The 3,695-nt window shown below is 69.1% G+C and carries 5 protein-coding genes; 2 read left to right on the top strand and 3 right to left on the bottom strand.

Annotation, left to right across the window (positions count from 1 at the left end):
- Positions 1-167: oligopeptide/dipeptide ABC transporter ATP-binding protein (locus AC1D15_RS21895; protein ID WP_477827627.1), on the top strand; the 167-nt coding region annotated here is incomplete at its 5' end.
- Here AC1D15_RS21895 and lysA read toward each other — a convergent pair.
- Both lysA and lptM read right to left on the bottom strand, forming a co-directional pair.
- Positions 164-1,435, bottom strand: coding sequence for a diaminopimelate decarboxylase (gene lysA / locus AC1D15_RS21890; RefSeq protein ID WP_477827626.1), 1,272 nt, complete (start codon positions 1,433-1,435; stop codon positions 164-166). The two genes, AC1D15_RS21895 and lysA, sit on opposite strands and share 4 nt — an antisense overlap.
- Positions 1,436-1,439: 4 nt before the next feature.
- Positions 1,440-1,550 carry an LPS translocon maturation chaperone LptM gene (lptM, locus tag AC1D15_RS21885; RefSeq protein WP_156154627.1) on the bottom strand — a complete coding sequence of 37 codons (111 nt, stop codon included), beginning with the start codon at positions 1,548-1,550 and terminating at the stop codon, positions 1,440-1,442.
- Positions 1,551-1,623: 73 nt separating this feature from the next.
- Here lptM and cyaY point away from each other — a divergent pair, with 73 nt between their 5' ends.
- Positions 1,624-1,986 carry an iron donor protein CyaY gene (cyaY, locus tag AC1D15_RS21880; RefSeq protein ID WP_477827625.1) on the top strand — a complete coding sequence of 121 codons (363 nt, stop codon included), beginning with the start codon at positions 1,624-1,626 and terminating at the stop codon, positions 1,984-1,986.
- 8 nt (positions 1,987-1,994) lie between these two features.
- On the opposite strand, the gene AC1D15_RS21875 is transcribed toward cyaY, so the two are convergent.
- The coding region (locus AC1D15_RS21875) for a penicillin-binding protein 1A (RefSeq protein ID WP_477827624.1) at positions 1,995-3,695 on the bottom strand (1,701 nt) is incomplete at its 5' end.

Raw genomic sequence — 3,695 nt, 5'->3', positions numbered from 1 at the left:
CGCCGGTGCATGGCGAGGTGCCGAATCCGCTGAGCCCGCCGAGCGGCTGCTCGTTCCACCCGCGCTGCCCGCATGCGAACGAGCGTTGCAAGCTGGAGCGGCCGGCGCTGTTGTCGCTCAACGGCATCCAGGTGGCCTGCCACGCGGTGGCAGAAGGACGGCTCTAGCCGGGCAGCAGGTGCTCGCCGGCAAACAGCGCGGCAGCGTCTTCGCGGTCGCGGATCAGCCAGGCCTGCGAGCCCGACACCAGCACCTCGGCCGCGCGCGGCCGGGTGTTGTAGTTGCTGGCCATGCTCATGCCGTAGGCGCCGGCGGACAGCACCGCGACGCGGTCGCCGGGTTGCACGGCCAGGACGCGGTCGCGCCCGAGCCAGTCGCCCGATTCGCAGACCGGGCCGACCACGTCCCAGGTCAAGGCGGCCGTGGCTCGCGTGCGGCAGGGCACGATGCCCATCCAGGCCTCGTACATCGCCGGACGGGCGAGGTCGTTCATCGCGGCATCGACGATGCAGAAATTCTTCTCGTCGCCAGGCTTCAGGTACAGCACCTCGGCGAGCAGCACGCCGGCATTGCCGACCAGCGAGCGGCCCGGCTCGAACAGCACCTTGCGGTGGCCGTGGCCGCGGGCGTCGATGCGCTCGAGCAGTTGCGCGACCAGCACGCCGGCCTCGGGCGGTGTTTCATCGGTGTAGGTGATGCCCAGGCCGCCGCCGACGTCGACGTGGTGCAGCCGGATGCCCTGGGCTTCGACCGCCTCGACCAGGTCGAGCAGCCGGTCCAGCGCATCGAGGTAGGGCGTGGCCTCGGTGATCTGCGAGCCGATGTGGCAGTCGATGCCGACGACCTCCAGGCCCGGCAGCGCGGCGGCGCGCTGGTAGGTGGCGACCGCACGCTCGTGCGCGACGCCGAACTTGTTGCCCTTCAGGCCGGTGGAGATGTAGGGGTGGGTGCCGGCGTCGACATCGGGGTTCACGCGCAGGCTGACGCGGGCGGTGCGGTCGGCGGCGACGGCCACCTGCGACAGCAGTTCGAGCTCGGGCTCGCTCTCGACGTTGAAGCACAGCACGCCGGCCTCGAGGGCGTCGCGCATCTCGGTGCGGGTCTTGCCGACGCCCGAGAACACGATGCGCGACGCGGGCGCGCCGGCCGCCAGCACGCGCTTCAGTTCGCCGCCGGAGACGATGTCGAAGCCGCAGCCGGCCTGCGCGAAGGTCTGCAGCACGGCCAGGTTCGAGTTCGCCTTCATCGCGTAGCAGATCAGGTGATCGCGGCCGGCCAGCGCACGCTGGTAGCTGCCGAGTGCCGCCAGCATCGCCGCCTGCGAGTACACGTACAGCGGTGTGCCGAAGCGGTCGGCGAGCGCGTTCAACGCGCAGTCTTCGATGAAGAGATCGGCGCCGCGGTAGGCGACGTAGGGCGAACCGGGCAGGGTCATGGGGTCAGCGGGGCGCAGAGGCGGGAGAGGATGCGGAGGGCGCCGCGGCAGGCGGCGAGGGCAGCTTCAGCGGCCCTTTCTGGCCGCAGGCCGCGAGCGCGGCCAGCAAAGACATCGATGCGCCCAGTGTTGAAAGGCGTGTCGCTACACTGCGCTGCTGCTGAAACATGCGAACAATTCTACCGGCCATGACTGTCGAGATCGTCCCCACGCCCCTGAGCGATGCCCAGTTCCACGCGCTGACGGGCGCCATCCTGTCGAGCATCGAGGCGAGCGTCGACGCCTGGCTGCAGGACGACGTGATCGACATCGACGCATCGCGCACCGGCGGCTTGCTGGAGATGGGATTCCCGAACGGCAGCAAGCTGGTGATCAACACGCAGCCGCCGCTGCACGAGCTGTGGCTGGCCGCGCGCTCGGGCGGCTACCACTACAAGCACGTCGGCGGCCGCTGGCTCGACACGCGGGAAGGGCGGGAGTTCTTCGCGGACCTCTCGGCCTGCGCGAGCGAGCAGGGCGGGATGCCGCTGCACTTCGCCCCGCCGGCCTGAGATCCTGCCTAGCGCTTGAAGAGGTCGAGGATGCCCTTCTTCTCGTCCTCGCTCGGCGGGGTGGGCAGCTTCTCTTCCAGGCCGAGGCTGCTGACGCCGCTGCCGTGGGTGTACTCCTCGTAGTACCACTCGCCACCCAGGTTGACCACGCCCTCCGGGGCTGACGGCTCCTCGACCGGCACGCCCTTCAGCGTCTGCTGCATGTAGTCGATCCACACCGGCAGCGACAGGCCGCCGCCGGTCTCGCGGTCGCCCAGCTTGCGCGGGTTGTCGTAGCCGATCCACACCACGCCGACCACGCTGCGCTGGAAGCCGGCGAACCAGGCGTCGTTCGAGTCGTTGGTGGTGCCGGTCTTGCCGTACACGTCAGGGCGCTTCAGCGTGCGTTGCGCATTGGCCGCCGTGCCCGAGCGCGTGACCTCCTGAAGCAGGCTTTCCATCACGAACGCGTTGCGCGCCGGCAGCGTGCGCGTGCTCTCGTCCATCGCCTGCGGAGCCGCCTCGTTCAGCACGTGGCCGCGCGAATCGGTGATCTTGCTGATCAGGAACGGGTTCAGCCGGTAGCCGCCGTTGGCGAACACGCCGTAGGCCGACGCCATCTGCAGCGGCGTCACCGAGCCCGCGCCGAGCGCCATCGTCAGGTAGGCGGGGTGCTTGTCGGGATCGAAGCCGAAGCGGGTGATCCAGTCCTGCGCATACGCCGGGCCGATCGCCTGCAGGATGCGGATCGAGATCATGTTCTTCGACTTGGCGAGGCCGCGCCGCATCGACATCGGTCCGTCGAAGGTGCCGTCGTAGTTCTTCGGCTCCCACGGCTGGCTGCCGGTGGTGCCGGCGTCGAAGAACAACGGGGCGTCGTTGATGACGGTGGCCGGCGTGAACCCCTTCTCGAGCGAGGCCGAGTAGATGAACGGYTTGAAGCTCGAACCCGGCTGGCGCCACGCCTGCGTGACGTGGTTGAACTTGCTCTTCGCATGGTCGAAGCCGCCGACCATCGTGCGCACGGCGCCGGTGCGCGGATCGAGCGAGACGAAGGCGCCTTCGACCTCGGGCAGCTGGGTGATCGACCAGTCGCCCTTCGGCAGCTTCACGAGCCGGATCACGGCGCCGGGGCGGATCTGCGTCTTCGGGTTGCCCTTTTCGGCCAGGCCGGAGGTGGCCGGCTTCAGGCCTTCGCCGGTGACGGTCAGCGATTCGCCGCTCTGCAGCACCGCCACGACCTTGCGCGGGCTCGCTTCGAGCACCACGGCAGCGCGCAGTTCGTCGTTGTCGGGGTGCTCGACCAGGGCCTCGGCGATGCGGCTGTCCAGGTCTTTCACGTTGGCCGGCAGGTCGACATAGGCCTCGGGGCCGCGGTACACCTGACGGCGCTCGAAATCCATGATGCCCTTGCGCAGCGACCGGTAGGCCACGGTCTGCTCGGACGCCTGGATGGTCAGGTAGACGTTGAGTCCGCGCGTGTAGGCCTCTTCTCCGTACTGCGAGAAGATCATCTGGCGCGCCGCCTCGGCCACGTACTCGGCGTGAACGACCACTTCAGGTGCGGCGCGGTACTTCAGTTGCTGCGCGCGTGCCGCATCGTGCTGCTCCGGCGTGATGAAGCCGTTCTCCAGCATGCGGTCGATGATGTAGAGCTGGCGCTGCGTCGCGCGCTTCGGGTTGACGATCGGGTTGTAGGCCGACGGCGCCTTCGGCAGGCCGGCCAGCAT

The sequence above is a fragment of the Rhizobacter sp. P2_H2 genome, assembly GCF_056403375.1.
This window is presented reverse-complemented; position numbering and strand designations above follow the sequence as displayed.